The 20,517-nt window shown below is 70.0% G+C and carries 16 protein-coding genes; 2 read left to right on the top strand and 14 right to left on the bottom strand.

All coding sequences use genetic code 11. From position 1 onward, the window contains the following. Window positions 1-54: 54 nt before the first annotated feature. From ACWCRB_RS21360 to ACWCRB_RS21345, 4 genes are all read right to left on the bottom strand, one after another. A complete protein-coding gene (locus ACWCRB_RS21360) occupies window positions 55-4,320 on the bottom strand; it encodes a LamG-like jellyroll fold domain-containing protein (RefSeq protein ID WP_450997527.1) in 4,266 nt (1,421 codons plus the stop codon). 473 nt (window positions 4,321-4,793) lie between these two features. Next, complete coding sequence (locus tag ACWCRB_RS21355) at window positions 4,794-5,084, bottom strand: hypothetical protein (protein WP_450997526.1); 291 nt, start codon at window positions 5,082-5,084, stop codon at window positions 4,794-4,796. A gap of 10 nt (window positions 5,085-5,094) precedes the next feature. Further along, complete coding sequence (locus tag ACWCRB_RS21350) at window positions 5,095-5,343, bottom strand: hypothetical protein (protein ID WP_450997525.1); 249 nt, start codon at window positions 5,341-5,343, stop codon at window positions 5,095-5,097. A 96-nt stretch (window positions 5,344-5,439) separates the two neighbouring features. Beyond that, window positions 5,440-5,703, bottom strand: a complete 264-nt coding sequence (locus ACWCRB_RS21345; protein ID WP_450997524.1) for a hypothetical protein — start codon at window positions 5,701-5,703, stop codon at window positions 5,440-5,442. Between the two features lie 2 nt (window positions 5,704-5,705). On the opposite strand from ACWCRB_RS21345, the gene ACWCRB_RS21340 reads away from it, so the two are divergent. Further along, a complete protein-coding gene (locus tag ACWCRB_RS21340) occupies window positions 5,706-5,867 on the top strand; it encodes a hypothetical protein (RefSeq protein ID WP_450997523.1) in 162 nt (53 codons plus the stop codon). Between the two features lie 158 nt (window positions 5,868-6,025). On the opposite strand, the gene ACWCRB_RS21335 is transcribed toward ACWCRB_RS21340, so the two are convergent. The 5 genes from ACWCRB_RS21335 to tsaB all read right to left on the bottom strand — a co-directional run bounded on the left by ACWCRB_RS21335 (window position 6,026) and on the right by tsaB (window position 15,116). Continuing rightward, the gene (locus ACWCRB_RS21335) at window positions 6,026-12,298 is read right to left on the bottom strand and encodes a DNRLRE domain-containing protein (RefSeq protein ID WP_450997522.1); all 6,273 of its coding nucleotides are present in this window, start codon (window positions 12,296-12,298) and stop codon (window positions 6,026-6,028) included. 248 nt (window positions 12,299-12,546) lie between these two features. Continuing rightward, window positions 12,547-12,801 (bottom strand): hypothetical protein, encoded by a 255-nt coding sequence (locus tag ACWCRB_RS21330; RefSeq protein ID WP_450997521.1) that lies wholly within the window; start codon window positions 12,799-12,801, stop codon window positions 12,547-12,549. Next, window positions 12,798-13,889, bottom strand: a complete 1,092-nt coding sequence (gene tsaD / locus ACWCRB_RS21325; RefSeq protein WP_450997520.1) for a tRNA (adenosine(37)-N6)-threonylcarbamoyltransferase complex transferase subunit TsaD — start codon at window positions 13,887-13,889, stop codon at window positions 12,798-12,800. The genes ACWCRB_RS21330 and tsaD overlap by 4 nt, the downstream gene beginning before the upstream one ends. Then, window positions 13,882-14,463, bottom strand: coding sequence for a ribosomal protein S18-alanine N-acetyltransferase (rimI, locus tag ACWCRB_RS21320; RefSeq protein ID WP_450997519.1), 582 nt, complete (start codon window positions 14,461-14,463; stop codon window positions 13,882-13,884). Before rimI ends, tsaD begins: the two co-directional genes overlap by 8 nt. After that, the gene (tsaB, locus tag ACWCRB_RS21315; protein WP_450997518.1) at window positions 14,460-15,116 is read right to left on the bottom strand and encodes a tRNA (adenosine(37)-N6)-threonylcarbamoyltransferase complex dimerization subunit type 1 TsaB; all 657 of its coding nucleotides are present in this window, start codon (window positions 15,114-15,116) and stop codon (window positions 14,460-14,462) included. Before tsaB ends, rimI begins: the two co-directional genes overlap by 4 nt. Before the next feature lie 110 nt (window positions 15,117-15,226). On the opposite strand from tsaB, the gene ACWCRB_RS21310 reads away from it, so the two are divergent. After that, entirely contained in the window at window positions 15,227-15,784 is a 558-nt protein-coding gene (locus tag ACWCRB_RS21310; protein WP_450997517.1) for a hypothetical protein, read from the top strand. Between the two features lie 71 nt (window positions 15,785-15,855). Here ACWCRB_RS21310 and ACWCRB_RS21305 read toward each other — a convergent pair whose 3' ends face one another. The 5 genes from ACWCRB_RS21305 to ACWCRB_RS21285 form a co-directional block, all read right to left on the bottom strand. Continuing rightward, entirely contained in the window at window positions 15,856-16,011 is a 156-nt protein-coding gene (locus tag ACWCRB_RS21305) for a hypothetical protein (RefSeq protein ID WP_450997516.1), read from the bottom strand. 142 nt (window positions 16,012-16,153) lie between these two features. After that, a complete protein-coding gene (gene tsaE / locus ACWCRB_RS21300; RefSeq protein ID WP_450997515.1) occupies window positions 16,154-16,681 on the bottom strand; it encodes a tRNA (adenosine(37)-N6)-threonylcarbamoyltransferase complex ATPase subunit type 1 TsaE in 528 nt (175 codons plus the stop codon). Then, window positions 16,647-17,903 (bottom strand): alpha/beta fold hydrolase, encoded by a 1,257-nt coding sequence (locus ACWCRB_RS21295; protein ID WP_450997514.1) that lies wholly within the window; start codon window positions 17,901-17,903, stop codon window positions 16,647-16,649. The genes tsaE and ACWCRB_RS21295 overlap by 35 nt, the downstream gene beginning before the upstream one ends. A gap of 106 nt (window positions 17,904-18,009) precedes the next feature. Next, window positions 18,010-19,191 (bottom strand): alanine racemase, encoded by a 1,182-nt coding sequence (gene alr, locus ACWCRB_RS21290; protein ID WP_450997513.1) that lies wholly within the window; start codon window positions 19,189-19,191, stop codon window positions 18,010-18,012. A 43-nt stretch (window positions 19,192-19,234) separates the two neighbouring features. Further along, window positions 19,235-20,122, bottom strand: coding sequence for a L,D-transpeptidase family protein (locus ACWCRB_RS21285; RefSeq protein ID WP_450997556.1), 888 nt, complete (start codon window positions 20,120-20,122; stop codon window positions 19,235-19,237). Between the last annotated feature and the right edge of the window lie 395 nt (window positions 20,123-20,517).

Raw genomic sequence — 20,517 nt, 5'->3', positions numbered from 1 at the left:
TCTTCATCCCTCGTGTGGGTGTGAGGCCGATGTCGTGGAAGCCGGTCGTGACGGTCAGTCGTTGCCGGGGACGGTCGTCTCTGCGCCCGGCGCACCGATCGCGAGCCGCTGGATCTGTACGTCGTTCAGCGCGCCTTGGAAGGTCCAGACATCGGAGACCGAACCGGGCCAGTACCCGCCGGCCCGGTCGCGGCCGAGTTGGAGTGACTGGACAGCCTTGAAGGTCAGGACGTTCTCGGCCAACGAGACCTGGTCGGTACAGCCCGCGACATCGGGTTCGCCGTCCTCATTGGCGTCCTGGCAGGCGACTTCCTCCAGCTCACCATTGACGTAGAGCCGCATCTCGTGGGCGAAGCCGTCGTAGACCAACGCCAGATGAGTCCACTCCTCCGGACCGTAGAACTGTCCGTTCTCCACCTGCGTGGACACCGCGTCAGTCCTGTCGGCCTCGGCGGTGGTGATCCGCCAACGTCCACTGCCCGCTCCTCCCGTGGCGCTCGGGATGTACCGCACCGACAGGGCGTCCTTGTTCGTGCCCGGAGCGCTGAACAACGCGACCGGGCCTGTCGGGGCGGCCGCCGCCTGTGCGAAGGCGCTGACGGTGAAGCTGGCCTCCGTGTCGAGGGGCACGATGCCGCTCGCGGTGGCGGCATAGTCGTCGACGCCGTCCAGTTCCAGACCACCGTCGACCCAGCCTGACCCGATCTTGGCGCCCTTGTTGAGGCTCAGTCCCGCGCCCCCCGGACCAGCATCGGGAGTGACGGGCGTGGTCGCTGTGGAGGCGCTCTCGAACTTCCACCGGCTCTTGACCAGCGACCGCTGCTTGAACAACTGCCGTACTTCGTCGTCGGAGATGGCCCGGTCGTAGAGCCGCACATCGTCGATGGCGCCCTTGAGTGGGCTGATCAGCCCGTTGGCGCCCTTGGCGGCGCCCAGCGTGACCTCACCGGTGGCCAGCCATGGCGTGGTGTAGGCGGTTGTGGCCGCCAGTACGCCGTTGACGTACAGCCGGATCTCGGCGGCGTCGATGTCGTAGACGCCGACGACGTGGTTCCACTGACCGAGCCGTGCTGCGGCGCAGTTGGTGTTCGCGGGGCAGGCGGTCTGGATGGCCCGCACGGGGGTGGCGTTCGAGGCGTCGGCGGAGTGCCGCAGGAACACCCAGCCGCCCTGTGCTGTGGAGTGGTACAGCTCGAATCCGCTGATGTTGGCACTGCTTTGGGCGACAGCCGTCATCGCCCGGCTCTCCTTGTCCTTGGGCAACTTGACCCAGGTGGAGACCGCAAAGCTCTGGTAGGTGTCCATGACCGGTCGGCCGGCGGTCGCGTAGTCGTCGACCCCGTCGAACTCGACCGCGCGGCCGTTGACTCCGTCCCCTCCGGGGGTGGTTCCGCCGCGCAGTTGGGCGGCGACCGGCTGAGCCCGCCCGGTCAGCGCGATGTCGGTCGCCTTCTCGTCGAGCGGGAAGACCAGCTTCGCTGGACGACCGGTTTCCACCGGGTTTCGCTCGTGAAGGCGGGTCACCTGAGCGTCTTCGAGCTGGTAGTCGAACAGTTGGAACTCGTCGAGGGAACCCTTGAAGAAGTTCTCGACGGTCCCGTAGTGGGATGCGGCGCCAAGGAAGGTGCGCCCCCGCGCGTCCCAGGGCTCGGTGAAGGGGGCGGTGCCGACGACCTTGCCGTCCACATACAGCTTCATCACGTGGTTGACGTTGTCGAAGACGCCCACCAGATGTGTCCAGGCGTTGAGCCGGGATTCCAGGCACACTGTGTCCCCGGCCGGACAGGCAGGCTGAACGGCTCGGACCGCCGTGCCGCCCGAGGCGTCGACGGAGTGCCGCAGGAAGACCCAGCCGCCGAGCGCGGTGGAGTAGTAGATCTCGAATCCGCTGGTGTTGGCACCCGACTGGGCGACGGCGACGGTCCCGGACGTGGGGTGGTCGCTGGGCAGTTTCGCCCACACCGACACCGAGAAGCTCTTACCGGTATTGAGGACTGGGGAGTCCGTGGCCGCATAGTCGTCGACGCCATCAAGTTCGAGGCCGCTGCCCGAAACGCCTTCGGCGCCGGTCTTGACCCCGTTGATCGTGGCGGGCCACTCGCCGCCCACACCGGCGACCTGGCTGGCCCCGGCGCCCTCGTCCAGTTGCCAGGACACCCGGTCGGGCTGACCGGAGCGGACCCGGAAGTGGTAGGTGCGCGGTTCGGAGGCGTTACCGGCGCTGTCCCACGCCTTGGCCATGATGATGTTGGGGCCCGGTCTGGTGGGCATCACCTTGATCGTCCTGGCGGCCCCGCCCGTGGTGGTCACCGTGTACTTGCTGCTGGGCGACCCGTTGACGCCGATCCAGTACTTGGTGACGTCCGTGTCCGGCGCGTCGATGGTGAAAGTGCCGTACCGGCCCACTCCGTCCCACCAGGGATCGTTCGGGTCGCTGTCGTCCGCGCGTGGGTATTGCGTTGAGGTGATGGAGGGGCCGACGGGTACCCCCAGGTCATACCTGAAGTAACAACTGTGGGCACCCTGGGAACTCCAGGACGACCACTGGCCACTGGTGTTGTCCCCGTCCTTGCCGTCCCAGGCCCGTACCTCCCAGGCAATCAGTTTGTCCACGGGGACACTGGTCGGCAGCGTCATGGAGAAGTCCTCGCCGGAGTCCTTGATCGTGCTCCGTGCCGAGAGCCAACTGCCCGAGTCCCACCGCGCCCGGAACTGCACCGAGACCCGGTCCTTGTCCGGGTCGGACACGACACTGGCTTTGATCGTCGCGCGGGAGCGGATGCTCACCGCGTTGGTGGACGTCATGCACGGGCCGCCCGGGTCCATGGTGAGCTGCGAGGTGCTGATCCGCGGCGGCGGACGGTTGTAGGTCACCCTCAGATACGCGGCGTCCGAGAACCGCTTCCAGGTGTAGCGGTCGTCCTCGTCGGTGGCGCGCATCCCGAAGGTGATCGTCGGCCATTTGTTGGCCGCCGCCTGAGCGACGACACCCTTTACGTTGAACTCGGCGTCGGCCGAGGCACAGCCGTCGAAGCCGTATGCGAAGCTCCGCGTCTCAAGGCGGTCGATCCAGAAGCCCGATGCGTTCTGGCTGTTCCAGGTGGTGGACGAGTTGATGCCCTTGGTCCGCCACAGCTGCACCTCGCGGGCCTGGCAGGAAGCCGCATGCGTCTCCCGTACGGTGAACTCGGCCTTGAGGATGCTGCGGCCCGCGTACTTGGTGGTCGGGACCTGGTAGAAGAGCCGCTTCACGTCCTGCGGGGCGCAGTAGTCCCAGCCGCAGTAGCCGAGGCCGGCGTCCGGGTCACCGTTGAACTTCCACTGCGGTGAGCTGTCCCAGTACCGGGAGGCCATCGTCCAGGCGGTGGCGCGCGGCGTGTACATCTGAGGGTCGATGAAAACCGGATAGACCGTGTCGGGGCCGGTGAGCAGCTCGCGGTCCGGGGTGAGGACGAGTTCGTCGCCGCCGGCCGGGATGTCGACGCCCACGGGCTCCAGGCGACCCGAGTCACCGGCACCAGGTTCCCCTGCCGCTTCGGCGCCCTGGGCAATTTGCAGAGCCCGTACGGTTTCCGATGCGAGGTTTGCGGTGCCTGCTCCCTGGCCCTGCGTCTGCTGCGGCCCGGGGCTGGAGTCCCACATCACCGGCTTGGGCGCCTCGAAGACGACACCGCCCGCGCCCTCGTCAACCGCTTCGAGACCGCCGTCAACGGTCTCCCTTGCCACCAAGCCCTCAGTGCTCAACTGGAAACGCAGCTCGGCGAGTTCCTCGCTCTGTGCCGCTTCCGCCGACTTGACGACGAGCAGCTGGGTGAAGCCCTCGGGTCGGGCCGAGAGCCGGAGGTCCACATCCGGCAGGATGCCGGGGTAGGTGGCCGTGTCACCGTCCAGTCTCGGTGCGGGTACGGTGCCCGGCCACGACAGTTGGAAGGTCCGCCCTGCGCGTTCCAGGCGCACCAGCGGTCCTGCGCCTCCACCGGAGAACGCCAGCCCGACCGAAGCCGCCTTCGGCGCGACCATGCCCTTGTCGGTACCCGTGCCGATCTCCGCGAGGGACGTGTCAATGGGCCGCCACTCGCCGTCCACCCGGGTCCGGACCGGCCGCATGTACTCGCGGGATTCCAGTGCCCCTTCAGGGGTGGCGTAGAGGTCGCTGCTCTCGCTCCGCTGCGAGAGCACCTCCACCTTCTTGCCCAGGCGCTTCGCCAGAGCCAGTGCTTCGTCCTCGGAGGCCGCGGTGCTGGATTCCGTTTCAGCAGAGGTCGGTTGCGCGCTCGCGGCACGCTCGGGTGCCGCTGCCGACTGAGCGGCCCAGGCCATGGGGAGCGCTCCCACTGGCAACAGACCGACTGTCACAGCCAATCCGGCACTGATCGCGAGTGGTACGACTGCTAAGCCCGCCCCCTTGCGTCTACGCGCGCGACGAAACATCGCCAGCCCTTCCCCCGCACCACCTGTGCCCCAGCCATGATCAAGCTGTCATGGCCATGTGAAAGTAGGCATGAAAAGCATCGGAGAGATGAATTCCATGTGATGGAATAGCGGACTCAACTCCGACTCAAGGGACTTGAGTAGACGCAAGGGGCACCAGAGACAAGATGGCGCAAAGATCCCGCCAATCTTTCGGCGCCTCGCGGAAGACAAGGAAGACCGTGGGCGCGCTCCCGTGCCCACTGCCATAGGCGGGCGCCCTATTGCGGTGACGACATGCACCTATGACCACCGGAGCGGAACCACTCAACTCCTGGAAACCGCAGGCTCGTTCCGAACGCGGACGGGGTCCGCATCCCCCTTCACCGCGAAACGCCCGGTCGGGGCCACGCGTACAGCAGGAACGAGACGACGACACAGACGAACGCCGGGCCGAGGAGAGCGCCGTCCCACAGGAGACGGTGGCCTCTCGGGATGCGTGCCGCGGTGCCGAGGGCGAGCCCCACGCCGAACAGGATGTTCGACCACGCGCCCGTCGTCCCCCGGGCGTCCGGAGGGCTTGCCGGCGTTCTGCGCCCCGAGAGGTGCAGTGCTCCTCCCCCGACGAGAACCGCGGCGACGGCGAACGCCATTGTGTACAGAGTGGCTTCCACGGGTTCCCCCTCAGCTCCGTTCCTTCTCGCTGCCGCGTTTGCTGCGCATGGCACCGATCGTCCGGCCCGCCATGAGGAGACAGGCCACCAGGGACAGCGGCCAGATCCACACCGGGGCGCCACTGTTGTAGGCCGGAGTGAGCGCCGACAGGGTCGCTCCGGTGACCCAGCAGGCCAAGCGGGTCGACAGCAGCGCCCAGGAGTTGGCGGAGGACGCGTAAAGGACGTGCCCCCGGACCGAGTTCGGGTCAATGGGCATGGCTGTCCGGCGGGGATGCGCTCACCCCGGTCCGTTCCTCCCCCGTCGCGAAGAACCTCCGCACGTACTCGCGCGCCGGCAGCGCACTCCCCCGCATCAGCGAGAACACCTCGGCGCCTTCCTCCGGGGAGCCAAACAGACGCCGTACCAGGACGGGTCGTTCGAGTCACTCATGGCCGTTCCCCTGCCCTCCTCCCCGGTGTCTCCGTGCCGTGCGCCCGCCGCGTACCGCCGGGCGACGGTCGCACAGATCAGCGCGACGGGCAGCGAGGCCAGTCTCCAGCCGTCGGGCAGCAGCCAGGCCGAGAGCGCCCCGAACACGGCCAGGGCGGCGATGAGTACGGCCTGGTCCCGGCGCATGCGTGACCGCCTCGCTTTACCGGCCGCTCGCCACATACGCGACGAAGGCCAGGGTGGCGGACACGGCCATCAGCGTCCTGAGCGGCCAAGCCGTTGAGCGCTTCCTGCGCTCGGTCAGTTCGACGACCGCGGCCGCGAGCCAGACGCCGGCCAAGATCCCGTAGGAGAATTCACTGAAACCTGACACTGAACCTGCCCTTGCTTCTTGCTTCTTGCTTCTTGCTTGATCGGCTTCTTGCCCGCACTGCCTGCGGCAACGGGGGGGCAGGCGGCCGAAGAGGATCTTCACCTCCCCGGTCGCCTGCCACCCACCGTCAGTCAGCTACATGTAGTGCCGGTACATGTAGTGCTCCAGTTCCCTGGCGTGCGCCGCTGCCCTTCTCGCCGCTCGCCAGCCCGCGTACCGTCCCCAGCCTGCCCGGGCCGCGCCGCCCCAGCCGGCGCCGATGCCCGCCCCGGCATAGCCGGACTGCATGTACTTCCAGTAGCCGCCATAGGTCCGCCTCTTGTGCCGGTGGCTCCACCGATAGGAGCCCGCGCCCACCGCCGCACCCGCGATGGCGACGCAGGCGCCCGCCCCTGCGACCGAGGCGATGGCGAGTCCGCAGCCGAATCCGGCGGCGGCCCCGATGAGGAACGTCCGGTGGTGGTGGGCCCAGTGCCGGGCGTGGTGGTAGCCCCAGCAGGCGAACCCGAAGTGCCTCCAGCACCGTCCGTCGAGGTCGAACTTGTTGACCGGGTCCGCGTAGACGTAGTCGTAGGCGTTGGCGCTGCCCCCGGGTACCGGATCCACCTGCAGGAACCGCCCGCCGACCGGGTCGTACAGCCGTACGCCCATCAGCGTCGCGCCCGTCACCGTCCCGCTGGAGCGTTCCTTGCCGCCGAGCCAGCCGTAGCGGGCGGTGGTGGAGTCGGGCTCGGCGTTGCCGTACTCGTCGTACGCCAGTGCCGTCGGGGACTGGGCCGTGTCCAGGGGGAGTTGGACCGTGACGTCGCCGTGGATGTCGGTCAGCTGGAGGACCGTGTCACCGGTGGCGCTGGTGACCGCGTCGAGGTCGCCGTCCGTGCCCTGGACGTTGCGGGTGAGCGTCGACGAGGTCTCCTGGACCCAGTCGGGGCTGTCGCTGTCACCTCCGTAGTGGTTGGTCTTGGCGGCGCTCTGCGACCAGGTGCCGTCCGTGGCCTGGGTCTCCGTCGTCCAGGACGCCAGGCGGTCGGCCGCGTCCAGGGTCCACGTCTGCCGGTTGGTGCCCGACGTCTGCTGACGGACCAGGTCGTCGGCGTAGTAGCCGATGGTCGCGCCGGACGCCTGGGTGGTGGTGCGGCCGAAGGCGTCGTACACCGTGCCCGAGGTCTCCAGGCGGTCGGCGCTGTCGTAGGCGTACGAGGTCGTCGTCGCGCCCGTCGAGGTGCACGCCGCGCCCACGTCACTCGTCGAGGTGACCAGGGCGGTGCGGTTGGTGTTGTTGTCGAACGTGTAGTCCCGGCGGGTGCAGGCACCGTTCGGGTCGGTGTCGTCGGCCCGGGTGAGGCGGCCGGCCGCGTCGTAGGCGTACGCCCGTGACCTGGTCAGGCCGTTGGAGTCGGTGTCGGCGACCGTCTGGTCCTGCACCGAGCGGTCGGCCGTGTCGGAGGCGACCACCGTGCCGTCGCTGTCCCTGGTGTAGACCCGGGACGTCTCCGTGCCCGTCTCGTCCTGTGCGACGGTGAGGGTGTAACCGCCGGGCAGGGACTCGGTGGCCTGGCCGCCGTCCGCGTCGTAGGTCGCCGCGAACGTCCCGGCGACCGAGTCGGTGCGGGAGGTCTCCAGGCCCCGCGGGTCCTTCGACGTGTCGTAGGCGTAGGTGGTCGTCGAAGGCGCCGAGTCCGTCGCCTTCGTCACCCGGCCCAGGGCGTCGTAACTGGTCGTCGCCGTGTTGCCGGCGCCGTCCGTGTAGGAGATCTCCCTTCCGAGCTGGTCCTGTACGTGGGTGATCGTGCCCGCGCTCGACGCGACCGTCGCCACGGCGCCGTTGGAGGCGTCGTAGGTCGTCGTCACGTCGGGCACCGCCGTGCCCACGCCACCGCTGACCGACGTGGTCGTCAACCGGCCCGCCGCGTCATAGGTGTCGGTGGTGGTGCGGGTGACGGAGTTCGCGGTCTCCGTCGTCTTCGCCGTACTGCCCCAGCGGTCGTACTCGACCGTCTTGGTGGGCAGTTGGGAGGGGTTGGAGCCGCCGCCGGTGATCGCGCCGCCCGGTCCCGTCGAGCAGACCAGGTCCGCCCACTCGGGACGGCCGTTGCACGCGCCCGTGCCGGTGGCCGACCAGTACGTCGTGACCGTGGTCCCGGCGTCCGTGCCCGAACCCGACGACGACTTGGGAAGCGTGCTCTTCGTGACCCGGCCCTGGGAGTCGTACGACGTGGTCTTCTTCAGCGCCAGGCCGGAGGGGTCGGTGACCGTGCTGGTCGGCAGCCCCTTGACCCAGTCGTAGCCCGTGGTCGACGTCCGTACGTCGGCGTCCGACGGGTAACCGGCCACGTACGCACCGGACTTGGCGGTCGTGACCTGGTTGACCACGGTCGCCGTGCCGTCGGTCGGGCGCCCCTCGTCATAGGTGTTGACGGTGTGCTCGCGCGCCGGGACCTGACTGCCCGCCGGGAGGTCGGTGCCGCCCGACCCGGCGGCCAGCGCCGACGTGAGCGTGACCTGGTGGAGCGGGCCGTACTCGTCGGTCTCGCGCAGCCCGTCGGAGGAGTAGACCGAGCGGGTGGAGAGCTGGTCGGCACGGTCGGCCGAGGTCAGCTGGTCGATGCTCAGCGCGACCTGTTCCGCCTGTCCGGCGCCGCTGGTGGCGAGTGCCAACTCACGGTTGTCTGCGGTCAGTTGACGCACGGTGTTGCCGAAGCGGTCGTACTCGGTGGTGCTGATGTGCCCGCCCGGCGTGGCCGTGTTCACTTCGCGGCCGGAGGCGTCGGTGTAGGTGACCGTCGCCCGGGTGTAGTCGCCGGCGGCCAGGTCGCCGCCCGTGTGGGAGGACGGGACGGAGTCGGCCGGGAAGACCGCGGTGGCATCCGTGGGCACATCGGTCTGGCCCCAGGTCACCACGTCCGAAGTACCCAGCGCGTCGGGCGCGTTGGTGCCCGAGAGCGGGACGTCGTACACCACGCTGGTGGTGGCCGTCGTACCGTCCGTGGTGCTCGCCGAGCCCGCCGTGAGGTTGGGGCGGGAGGCCGCCAGCAGCATGCCCGCACCGGCGGTGGCGGCGTTGCCCGCCTGGCCGTAGGTGAAGGTCCACGGCAGCTCGCCGGGCGGGGTCAGGGTGGTGACCCGACCTGAACTGTCGTACGCGTAAGCCGTCTTGAGCGCGGGACTGATCCGCGGGTCCCACTGCTCACGCAGCCGGCCGGAGGTGTCGTAGGAGTACTGCGCGACCACGGTCGCGGTCGCCGCCGAGGCGCCCGGGGAGGTGGCCCACAGCTTGATCTGCTGGACCTGACCGCTGTAGTCGCCGAGCGCGCTCGAAGTCGCCGTCGTCGACGTGGCGTAGACGAACTGCAGCAGACGGCAGCCCGCCGTCGCCGGGGTCGTCTCGCACGTCGAGGAGGAGACGGCCGAGGTCGGCGCGATGACGTACTTCGGGCGGGCCAGCGTGCTGCTGCCCGAAGTCACCTTCTCCGAGACCACCTTGGTGGTCGAGTTGTCCGTCGGCAGATAGGTGCTGGAGACCTGCCAGGTCGTGGCCGCCGGGTCGACCTTCGCGAAGGTCGTGGTCGTACCGTCGTCGTCCTTCAGCGTGAAGGCGCCCGTCAACGACCCGGTCAGTGTCAGGTCCTCCGAGCCGGGTTCCGGCTTCCACCCGCCGGAGCTCGTGGCGGTGAACCCGGTCTCGTCGCCGTCGACGTCCACCAGCGCCACCGAGGTGGCCGACGTCTTGCGTACGTACGCCCAGTCGGAGTCGGTCAGTTCGGCCGTCGTACCCGAGGTCCACTGCGGCCCGAAGATCGCGACCTGCCCCTCGGCGTCCGAACCGGCGGTCGGCCGGCGCGAGGACGCGGTGCGCGACACCGTCAGCCCGAACGCGGAGGCGTCGGTGTCGGAGAGCGTGAAGTCACCGGTGAGGGTGTTCACACTGCCCGGGCCGACGTCGGCGCTCGGCGCGGTACCGGCGTTGCGGTCCACGGTGATCGTGTGCGGCTGGGAGTACGCGGTGGTCGTCCCGTCGGTGAACGCGGCCCGGATGTCGACCGCCCCGTCCTCCGCCAGCGAGGTCGTCACGTTCCACGTCAGCGCGGCGGGACTGCCGCTGGTGACCGCGACCGGCCAGGCCGAAACAGCAGACCCGTCCGACGACTTGGTGACATCGGCGACCGGCACACTCTGCCAGGAGTCCGTCTCACCACGCCGGTACTGGTACGTCACACCCGTGTACGTCGTCTTCCCGGTCGCCGTCAGACTCACCCGGCGCGCGGCACTGTCACCGTCGCCCGGCGTGAGCAGCCCGGCCCCGTCCCCGACGCCGAAGGCATAGGCGGTGGTCGCCGACGACAGGTTCCCACCCGAGTCGACGGTCTTGGCGTACAGCTTGTGCCAGTCCTCGCCGGGGTTGACGGTGATGGTCAGCGCGATGCCGCCGCTGCCGCTCGCGGTGTCGTACACCCGCCCCGGGACGGTGGCGTCGTCGAGGCCCCAGGCGTAGCCCATGCCGTCGGTGGAGGCAGTGTCCAGCGTGCAGGTGGCCCCGCCGGTCGCCGTCGCCGTCCAGGTGTCGGCCGTGTACGGGTCGCAGGAGATGGTCGGCGCGGCCGGCAGCGCGGTGTTCATCACGAAGGTCTTGTACGAGGACCAGGACCCGTAGTCCGTCCCGTCGTACCCGCGCACGCGCAGCCGCAGATGCTTGCCCGCGGGGAACGCCGACGCGGACGGGACCGTCAGCTTGGCGGTCGCCCCGGAGGCCACGGACGCCGACGTACCCGTGTAGCTGTACGTGGTGTCGGCGTAGGCCGGATCGGCGGTGATCTCGAACTGCCCCTTGACCGTGGAGCCGTCCGCGTCCGTCACCTTCGCCGACAGCGTCGGCGTCAGGGAGGTCACGTACGTCTTGCCGTTGTAGGGGTTGGCGTAGCTCGGCGAGACGGCCGAACTGGCGGTCGTGGCATACGAGTTGTAGGTGACCGACAGTTTCGGCGCGTACCCGGACGTCGAGTAGTTCGCGGAGCGGAAGCGCCGCCAGGTGGTGGAGTCCGTCTCACTCGCGCTCGCGATCTGGAGCCCGTAGTTCGTCGAACCGTCCGCCCACGCCTGCGTGATGGCCTGGAGGTTCCAGTTGGACCAGTTCGCGGCGCAGGAGGAGTCGTAGCCCCAGTGCCCGGTGTTGGAGGCGTCACCGGTCGTCGTCGTGGTCGGCTGCGCGCCCCAAGTGATCGACGAGGACGTCCAGGTGGAGGTGATCCGCTTGGCGAGCGTGGCCGCGCCGGAGGTCGAGCAGGTCGCCGAGTAGTAGTTGTACAGCGACATCGTCGCGGCGGTGATGTGCTTGCCCGCGAACTTCGACACGTCGAACTTCAGATAGGAACGCGCGGTGTCCGTCCCGCCGTCGTACGTCCCCGACTTCAGCTCCTCGGAGCTGATCTGCGAGTCGGTGTAGTCGGGGTTCTGCACCCAGGTGTCGGTGGTGACGGCGAGGGTGGTCGTCGGGTCGACGGTCACCGGGTAGGACGCGGTGGCCAGGAAGGACGCGTCCGGAGTCAGTACGAGGGTCTGCGCGCCGTCGGCGGCGGTCTCGACCTTCGTCGCCACCTGCTCCTGGTGGGCGGACTCGCCGGAGGCCTTGTCGATACTGGCGTCCCACATCATGGGCGCGGGCGCCTCGGCGACCAGCTTGCCGCTGGTGTCCTTCAGCAGGAGGTGCCCGGAGGCGGCCCGGGACAGCTTCAGCCCGGCAAGGTTCAGCGGGATGCGATAGGAAACCGCCCCACCGGAAGGCTTGTTGGCGAGGCGGATGCTCTCGGAGAAGCCCTGCGCGAGCGCGCTCACCGACAGGGTCTGGCCGCTGCCGAGGGCGTAGGAGGCGGTGTTCGCCTTCACTGACGGGGTGGGCAACTTCGCGTCCCAGCCGAGTCCGAAGGACTGCCTGCCCTTGCTGACCGACGCGAGGTGCGTGTCGCCACCGTCGGAGACGGCCACATCGGCGGGCGCGGCGGCGGGCGTGAGATCGGCGCCGGTGTCGGAGAGCGAGGTGTCGATGTTCTTCCAGACCCCGTCGACCTTCGTCCGGACGGGCCCGGCATAGGCCTGCGTCTGCAACTGCCCGTCAGGCAGCGCGTATGTCGTCGAATCGGCCGTACGCTCCGACAGCACCTCGATCTTCCGGTGCTGGAGACGGGCCATCAGTACGGCGGAGGCCTCGTCCTGCGCCTCGGCGGGCCCGGAGACCTTGGTGGCGGACTTCTTGGCCGCCGTGGACGTCTTCGCCGGCGAACCCGTGTCCGCGGCGAACGCCAGCCCACTGCCCTGCTCCACGAGTGCGACCTGGGCCGCGAGTGCCACCAGCACGGCCACAGCCGTACGGCGCACGTTTCTCTGTCTGCGTCTGTGTCTCTGTCCCTGATGCATGATCAGCCCCCTTCATGCCCGTGTGCGGTCACACAGGCAAAAGCGGCTTGATCATCAGGGGCGGTGCGGACGCGGGCGAAGATCGTCTCAACAGCGGCCCCAGGGAACATAAAGCGGATTCAAAGGGGGCGGATGGGCAGGGAAAAACCGCCCCGCCGGGCCGCCCCGATTCATCCGCTTCGTCCGGCCCGTTCGCCCTCACACTGGCAAAGCCAGGGTTGCCCAATCCTTGACGGGAAATGGGGACATCACTCGCCCACCACCTCAAAACGCCACCGATGCACCACCCGCGCCACCAACCCCCCGTCCGGCTCGGGAAGTTCCGGCAGCTCGGCGTCGAACTCCGCGTCCCACCACGTGATGACGAGAACGCGGTCCTGCGGAGCCCGCAAGGTCTCCCGGCGCACCGGAGCCCCCGCGAGCACCTGCGCCCGCGCCCAGGCGAGGAGTTCGTCGCCGCGCCCCTCGACGGCCCGCGCCTCCCACATCAACGCGACGGTCACGTGTACAGGTTCCCCTCACTCACCGCATGTGAATGACGACCTGGTACGTGCGGGTCGGTCACCGGCAACGACGAGTCCGCCGACAGTTCCCAGTCGGAGGCGGCCCTGTTCCGGGCGACCATCTCCGCACCCAGTGCCGCCACCATCGCCCCGTTGTCCGTGCACAACTTGGGCCGGGGGACCCTCAGCCGGATACCGGCAGCCTCGCAACGCTCCTGGGCGAGCGCCCGCAGCCGCGTGTTGGCGGCCACGCCCCCGCCGATCATCAGGTGGTCGACGCCCTCGTCCTTGCAGGCCCGTACCGCCTTCCGGGTCAGCACGTCCACCACCGCCTCCTGGAAGGAGGCCGCGACATCACGCACCGGCACGTCCTCGCCCGCCGCCCGCTTCGCCTCGATCCAGCGGGCCACGGACGTCTTGAGCCCGGAGAAGGAGAAGTCGTACGCCGGATCGCGCGGCCCGGTCAGCCCGCGTGGGAAGGCAATCGCGCGAGGGTCGCCCTCCTGGGCGTACCGGTCGATGACCGGGCCGCCTGGGAAGCCCAGGTTCAGCACCCGGGCGATCTTGTCGAAGGCCTCGCCGGCCGCGTCGTCGATGGTCGCGCCCATGGGCCGCACGTCGGAGGTGATGTCCGAGGACAGCAGCAGGGAGGAGTGTCCGCCGGACACCAGCAGGGCCATCGTCGGCTCGGGCAGCGGCCCGTGCTCCAGCTGGTCGACGCAGATGTGGGAGGCGAGGTGGTTCACCCCGTACAAGGGCTTGCCCAGCGCATACGCGTACGCCTTCGCCGCCGAGACCCCGACCAGCAGGGCGCCCGCGAGCCCGGGACCGGCGGTGACGGCGATGCCGTCGAGGTCCCTCGCACTGACTCCCGCCTCCTTCAGCGCCCGCTCGATGGTCGGCACCATGGCTTCCAGGTGCGCGCGGGACGCGACCTCCGGCACGACACCCCCGAACCGGGCGTGCTCGTCGACGCTGGACGCGATGGCGTCCGCGAGGAGCGTGGTCCCCCGGACGATGCCGACGCCGGTCTCGTCGCAGGAGGTCTCGATGCCGAGGACGAGCGGGACGTCCTTGGAGTCAGCCATTGCTCTCGGTTCCTTGTACTGAAGGGGCTGAAGGTGCTGAGGGGGCTGAGGGGGCTTCAGGGACCGATGCCGCCGGGTCGCGCAGCCGCATCACCAGGGCGTCGACGTTCCCCGGCTGGTAGTAGCCGCGCCGGAACCCGATGGGCTCGAAGCCGAACCGCTCGTACAGCTTCTGCGCGCGCACGTTGTCCACCCGGCACTCCAGCATGACCTCGGCACACTCGAACGCGGTCGCCGCCCGCAGCAACTCGGTCAGCAGCGTGGCACCGAGCCCGGTACCCCAGTGCTCGCGGGCGACGGCGATCGTCTGCACGTCGGCGCCCGTGGCGGAGCCACTGTCAGATTCGGTACCGGCGGTGGCGAGGCCCGCGTACCCGATGATCCGCCGGCTCCCGTCCGCGCTCTCGTCCTCGGCGACGAAGTACCGCCGGGTCGCCTCCGGTCCCCGCGCGTGGGCGAGGTCCGACCAGAACATGCCCCGGGACCAGGCGTCCTCGGGGAAGAGGTCCTTCTCCAGCTCCAGCACGGGCTCGATGTCCCACCAGCGCATCTCGCGCAGCACGGCAGTCGTCACTTGGGGGTGACCACCTTGTAGTTCTTGGGGACCTGGGCGTCGGGGCGGCGCAGGTAGAGGGGCCGGGGTGCGGGGAGTTCGACGCCCGCCGCCAGCCGTTCGGCGGCCAGGGCGGCGAGGGCCGCGGCGGAGACGTGCTCGGGCCCGTGCGCGTCCGGGAAGGTGTCCGGGTAGATCAGGGCGCCCGCGCCGACGGCAGGCAGGCCCGCGACCTGGTCGGCGATGTCCGCCGGCCGGTCGACGGACGGCTCCGTCACCCTCGTACGGGAGTCGCTGTAGCGGGCCCAGTAGACCTCCTTGCGGCGGGCGTCGGTCGCCACGACGAAGGGGCCGTCCTCGACCTCGGCGGCGTACGCGAGGCCGTCCAGCGTGCAGACGCCGTGGACGGGGACGCCGAGCGCCAGTCCGAAGGTGTCGGCGGTCATCAGGCCGACGCGCAGGCCGGTGTAGGGGCCGGGGCCGATGCCGACGACGACGCCGGTGACGGCGTCGAGGCCCGTGCCCGCCTCGGCGAGGACCCGGTCGACGGCGGGCAGCAGCAGTTCCCCGTGCCGGCGCGCGTCGACCTGGCCCGACGCGGCGACGACGGCCGTCCCGTCGTGCAGGGCGACCGTGACGGCCGGGGTGGCGGTATCCAGAGCGAGCAAGAGCACGCGAACAGCCTACGGCGCCCGCGCCCCCCGTACGGCCGCCCCGGTCGGCGGTACGGCTGCTGCTACCGTCGCCACAAAACGGGACGTACAAGACGAAGAGGTGGGCGCCGGTGACCAGGAGCAGCTCGGGATTCGTGGCCGGGCTCACCGTGGCGGCCCTCGCCACGGTCGGCTTCCTCGCCTACCAGGCCTCCGCGAACGCCCCGCGTCCGGAGGCCGAGCGCCTGTCCTCCTCGACTCCGGTGACGACCTCGAAGGTCCCCCGGGACACCCGGCACCCCGACGCCCTGCCACGCGGCACCGGCAAGGGCAAGCGGGTCGTGTACTCCCTGGACGACGACCGGGTGTGGATCGTCGCCACGAACAACAAGGTGCTCCGCACCTTCACCGTCACACCGGGCACGGTCGACCCGGCCCCGGGCAGCTACCTGGTCACGTCCCGCTCGAACTCGATCACGGGCACCGACGGCATCCCCATCGAGCACGTGGTCCGTTTCACGGGCGTGGACGGCGTGGCCATCGGCTTCAGCGCGGCAGTGGACGCCTCGGCTCCGCAGCCAGAACCGGACCCGGAAATGCGCACAGGCGGCATCCGCGAAACCCGCCCGGACGGAACCGCGATGTGGGAGTTCGCAACGATCGGCGAGAAGGTCATCGTGATCCGCTAAAGGGGGCGCAGCCCCCCTTTAGGGGCGCGGGGAACTGCGCGACCAGCCACAACGGCGCCGCAGCCAAACACTCAAGCAGCTTTGGGCCGCTGCTGGAGGGGCGCGTCCGGCACACGCGGGGGCGTGGACACCGCACGGGCGGCCGCACCCGCAGCCAACAGCTCACGCATGGACACCCCGGAAACCGCGCGGCGCTTGGGCGCAGGCGTGCTCTCGGTAGCCGACATGGACGCCTCCTGAGGTCCGGGGGCGGATGTAGTTAGGTAAACCTAACCACGAACTGGATACCATGTGACCACGCGCAAGACACCCAACGCAACATCTTGCCGACCGATTGTCGGAACATTCACGCAAACGTTCGTCCGGCGCTCAGATCGAGCTGAGGTCAACCGCCGCCCACCGCTCCCCCACCCCCGTGAGGGTGACGTGCCGCACCTCGTCGGTGGTGTCGCCGACAGCCCGGTGGATCAGCAGATGCAGCCGGTCGTCGGTCAGCTCCTCGACCTTGCCCTCGCCCCACTCCACGACGATCACGGACTCGGGCAGTGAGACGTCGAGGTCGAGGTCCTCCATGTCGTCGAGACCGCCGCCCAGCCGGTACGCGTCCACGTGGACGAGCGGCGGGCCGTCGCCGAGGGAGGGGTGGACGCGGGCGATCACGAAGGTGGGCGAGGTGACGGCACCCCGGACCCCGAGCCCCTCGCCGAGCCCGCGCGTCAGCGTCGTCTTGCCCGCGCCCAGCTCACCGGTGAGCATCACGAGGTCGCCGGCCCGCAGGAGCTTGGCGAGCCGGAGGCCCAACTCCCGCATCTGGTCGGGCGAGTCGACGACGATCTGTACCGACTCCGCTGCTGTACCCGATTCAGCCTGGTTGTGCGCTGCCGCTGGTGCTTCCATAACCGGAAACGGTAGCCCCTGCCGGCACGGCACCCGCGCGGGTGAGCAGGTCGGCGAGCCGGTCGGTGACGACCTCCGGGTGCTCCAGCATCACCAGGTGCCCGGCGTCCGGCACGAGGACCAGCTCGGCGTCCGGCAGCAGGTCGGCCATGGCCTCGCTGTGCTCGCTGGGCGTGACGAGGTCGCCGACCCCGGCCAGGACCAGCACGGGCAGGTCCTTGAAGTGGCCGAGGGCCTCGGTCTTGTCGTGCTCGGTGAAGGCCGGGTAGAACTCGGCGACGACATCGATGGGCGTGCCCTCGATCATCCGCTCGGCGAACCGGGCGACGGCGGGGTCGACGTCCCTCGACGAGAACGAGTACCGCTTGATGATCCCGGCGAAGAGATCGGTGGTGGCCCGCCGCCCCCGCTCGACCCACTCGGCCTGCTGCCCCAGCGCCTTCAGTACGCCGGGCAGCACCCTCCGTACGGCGTTGACGCCCGCGACGGGCAGCCCGAAGTTGACCTCGCCGAGCCGCCCGGACGACGTACCGACGAAGGCGGCCGCGACGACCCGCTCCCGTACGACGTCCGGGAACTGGTCGGCGAAGGCCATGACGGTCATCCCGCCCATGGAGTGTCCGACGAGCACGATCGGCCCCTCGGGCACGGCGGCGTCGAGGACTGCCTTCAGGTCCTGCCCGAGCTGGTCGATGGAGACGGGCGTGCCGTCGTTGACCTGGGCGGCGCCGCGCCCGGACCGGCCGTGGCTGCGCTGGTCCCAGTACACGCTCCGTACGACACCGCGCAGGGCGGCCCGCTGGAAGTGCCAGGAGTCCTGGTTGAGGCAGTAGCCGTGGCTGAAGACGACGGTGACGGGGGCCGGGGCCTTGCGCCCGAACAGGCGGCGCCGGCGCGGGGTGAGGGCGGGCGCGGCCGCCGGGTCGATGTCGTCGACCTCGTAGTACAGCTCGGTGCCGTCGTCGGCGTACGCCTTGCCCGGGGTTCCGCGCAGCGAGCCGTACGGGCCCGTCGAGTCGAGCGCGAGCCGCGCCTTCTGGCGCATCCCGCGTCCCACGGTCATCCGCTCGACGGCGACACCCGCGGCGGCACCGGCGGCCACCACTCCTATGGCGACGCCGACGATGCCGGTCGCCCGGCGCCAGTTCGCCGACGCCCCCGTGGCGGAGGCCACGGCCGCCGTGGCGGCGCTCGCGACGACCTCCGCACTGCTCTCGCTCACGTACCGCTCCTCGCTGAAGTAACTCTGGAATGACTGATGGGACTGGCTGCTGCCGGGGTGACTCGTGCCGCCGGCCGAAGAGCCCTTCGGCCGACCACTCGGGCGCCTACCCCTCTTGTTGCTCATTCACGTAGACGCGGGGCACCCGGGTTCCGATGCGCGTGACGATTTCGTACGCGATCGTCCCGGCCGCCTGTGCCCAGTCCTCGGCGGTGGGCTCGCCCCGGTCGCCGGGCCCGAAGAGGAGAACCTCCGCACCGGCTTCGGGCTCGTCGCCCCCCAGATCGACGACGAACTGGTCCATGGCGACCCGCCCGGCCACGGTCCGCCACTTGCCGCCGATCAGTACGGGACCGGTGCCGGAGGCGTGACGCGGGATGCCGTCCGCGTAGCCCACGGGCACCAGGCCGAGGGTGGTGGCCCCGGGGGTGACGTAGTGGTGCCCGTAACTGACGCCGTGGCCGCCCGGTACGTGCTTGACCAGCGCGAGCGAGGCGGCCAGCGTCATCACGGGACGCAGCCCCAGGTCGGCGGAGGTCCCGATCTCAGGACTCGGCGAGATGCCATAGACGGCCACCCCCGTCCGTACGAGGTCGAAGTGCGTGTCCGGACGGCTGAGCACGGCGGGCGAGTTGGCGAGATGCCGTACCTCGGGCCGCAGTCCGTGCCGTTCGGCGTACGAGACCATGTCGTGGAAGCGGGTCAGCTGGGCGTCGATGGAGGGGTGGTCGGGTTCGTCGGCGCAGGCGAGATGGGACCAGAGCCCGGTGACCCGGATCAGCCCGTCCCGCTCGGCGCGCAGGGCCGCGGCGACGAGCGCGCACCAGTCGTCCCCCGGCTGACAGCCACCACGCCCGAGCCCGGTGTCGGCCTTGAGCTGCACACGAGCGGGCCGATGGGCGGCAGCGGCAGCCTCGACAACCTCCCGCAGGGCCCACATCCCGCCCACCGACACATCGACGTCGGCTTCGATGGCGGCCTGCCAGGGCCCGCCGGGCGTCCAGAGCCAGCACATGATCCGGATATCGCGAGGAATCCCGGAGGTCGGCTGCCGGAGGGCGAGCGCCTCCTCGGGCGTGGCGGTGCCGAGCCACTCCGCACCCGCCTCGACGGCGGCACGGGCACACCGGAGCGCCCCGTGGCCGTACGCGTCGGACTTGACGACGGCCATCAGGGCCGCGCCGCGTGCGCGGGCGCGCAGGGTCCGTACGTTGGCCCGCAGGGCGGCCAGATCGATCTCGGCGCGGGCACGCAGGGTTGCGGTGGGCGGGGCTGCTGTCTCACTCATGGCGCCCCCAGTGTCTCAGAGGGGCTCAGGAGCACGGTGGCGCCTACCCCGCGGCCCGCCGACCCCACACGTAGACCCGGTCGCCGGTCTTCAGCACGCTCCACAGCTTCCGTGCGTCGGCGAGCCGCATATTGACGCAGCCCATGGAGCCGACGGTGGTGTAGATGCTGCCGTAGACGCCATGGAAGGCCTGACCGCCGCTGAAGAACTGGGAGTAGGGCATAGGGGTGTCGTAGAGGGTCGAGTGATGATTCTTGTGCTTCCAGTACACCTTGTGCCACCCACCCCGGGTCGCATACCCGGCCCGCCCGGTCCGAACGGGCACGGGCGCGTAGACGACCTTCTTCCCCTTCTGCACCCAGGTGAGCTGCCGCCCGAGATCGACACAGGTGACGCGGTAGGTCCGTACGGGGCACTTGCCGGCGGCGTTCGGGTTCTTCCGCGCGGACAGCAGTTGCATGCGGGACCAGGTGACAGGCCCCGCGAACCCGATCGCGGGCTTGATCTTGTGCTTGAGCTGGAACGCGCGGATGGCCCGGCAGTCGGCGGCGGACTGCTTCCCGTCCACCTTCAGCTTCAGCCAGTACTCGACCTGCCGCTGATAAGGACCCGTGAGCTTGGAGCAGGCAACTCTGCGAGCGGCTTCATGCAGAGGCACGTACTCGATGAGGTCGTACGTCCCCTGCGCGGCGTCGGCCGGCTCGACGGCGTCCTCTTTCTTGGACGGGGTGTACACCTGCGGGGCGAGCACCTGGTCCGGCGTGTCGAAGGACCAGGGCTGAGAGGGCGAGGGCCGAACGCCGGGAACGAGGTCGCCCATGGGGCCGGGGGATGGTTGGGGCGACGACTCGGCGAGGGCGGTGTGGGCGGGAAGGGCGGTCATCGCGACGAGGGCCACAGCCAGGCACCGGCGCGTGATGTTTCTGCTCATCATGCGATCAGGAGAACGCGGGGGTCGGCCGCACCGGGGTTTGCCGCGCGGCCGGGTCACCCGACCGGGGCGCGAAAGGCAACGCTGGTACAGCCCAGGTCGAGTTTCCCGCCCACCCACCCGTTTACGACCAACTGATCAGCGCGGGGCGAGGCATTTCAGCCCGTCCGGCGTTTGAGGACGAGCGCGTTCAGCGCGAAAGGGGGGGCCTGGGGGCGCAGCCCCCAGAAGGATGGGACGGGTAGGGGCGGCGGGGGCGAAAACAATCCCCGTTCACCCACCCCGAACATCCCGCCAAGCCATCCTGCTGCTGCTCCTCACCGGCGCCGAGCAGCCACGGAACACCCTCGCCCGGGGCCTGCTGACACTGGCCCAGCACCCCGAGCAGTGGCGGG

The sequence above is a fragment of the Streptomyces sp. NPDC002156 genome, from assembly GCF_053593675.1.
This window is presented reverse-complemented; position numbering and strand designations above follow the sequence as displayed.